Genomic DNA, 1,226 nt, shown 5'->3' with positions numbered 1-1,226 from the left:
GGCGGTCTCAATGGATCGCCGCAACACTTCACTTTGAGAGCAAAGATGGAGTGTTGGAATGGCTTATCGACGTCGGATTTATTTTACGGACCAACAAAAGGCGGAAATCTGGGATCGCTGGCAACGCGGAGAGTCGATGAGCTCGATCGGTCGGTTGTTCGATCGGAACTCATCGTCAATCTATCCGCTACTGGCACGGACAGGTGGTATCCGCCCACCTGAGAGGCGGCGCTCGCGATTGGCAATGACGCTGGCGGAACGCGAAGAGATCTCTCGGGGCCTGAAAGCCAAGCTGTCGTTTCGTTCCATTGCGCGTCAGCTTCGTCGAGCGCCTTCAACAATCAGCCGGGAGGTGCGTCGCAATGGCGGTCGACGCGTCTATCGCGCGGCCAGCGCAGACCTGGCGGCCTGGGATCGGGCCAAGCGGCCAAAGCCTTGCAAGCTGGCGGGGCAGCCGCAGCTCTGTCAGACAATAGCAGAGAAACTCGTGCGCAAGTGGTCACCTCAGCAAATTGCAGGTTGGTTGAAGCGCGAGCATCCCAACGACGAAGGCGCGCGCGTGTCCCACGAGACGATCTATAGAAGCTTGTTTATCCAGGCCCGCGGTGTGTTGAAGAAAGAGCTGCTGGCCCATCTGCGCGCAACACGTGCCATCCGTCGATCCCGTCATGCGAGCCTGAAGCGCGATGGGCTTGGTCAAATCAAGGATGCAATCTCGATCCGGGAACGTCCGGCCGCCGTCGAGGACCGCGCCATCCCTGGCCACTGGGAAGGCGATCTCATAGCGGGTTCAAAGAACAGCTTCATCGCGACGTTGGTGGAACGGCGCACCCGCTATGTCATGCTTGCCAAGGTAGGCGGGAAAGAAACGCAGACTGTCGTGGCTGCACTTACCGCACAGGTCCAGCATTTGCCCAGAGAACTTCGCCAGACGCTGACATGGGACCGAGGCAAGGAACTGGCCGATCACAAGAGCCTGACCTTGGCGACCGATCTCGACATCTACTTCTGCGATCACCACAGCCCGTGGCAACGCGGCACCAACGAGAACACCAACCGTCTCCTACGCCAGTACTTCCCGAAAGGCACGGACCTCTCCGTGCACACCCAAGAGCATCTCGATACCGTCGCCCGCGAACTCAACGAAAGACCCAGAAAGACCTTGAATTACTTCTCACCCGCAGAGAAGTTCCAAGAGTGTGTTGCGGCGATCAGTTGAATCGGCA

General features: G+C 58.7%; 1 protein-coding gene. It reads left to right on the top strand.

Annotated features, from left to right (window positions below; genetic code table 11):
• Window positions 1–58: 58 nt before the first annotated feature.
• Entirely contained in the window at window positions 59–1,219 is a 1,161-nt protein-coding gene (locus GOX45_RS21905) for an IS30 family transposase (RefSeq protein ID WP_171104091.1), read from the top strand.
• Window positions 1,220–1,226 lie beyond the last annotated feature (7 nt).

This window comes from Ruegeria sp. HKCCD7255 (assembly GCF_013031565.1).
Taxonomy (GTDB): Bacteria; Pseudomonadota; Alphaproteobacteria; order Rhodobacterales; family Rhodobacteraceae; genus Ruegeria.
Note: the sequence above shows the minus strand (reverse complement) of the source record. Positions and strands in the feature narration are given on the sequence as shown.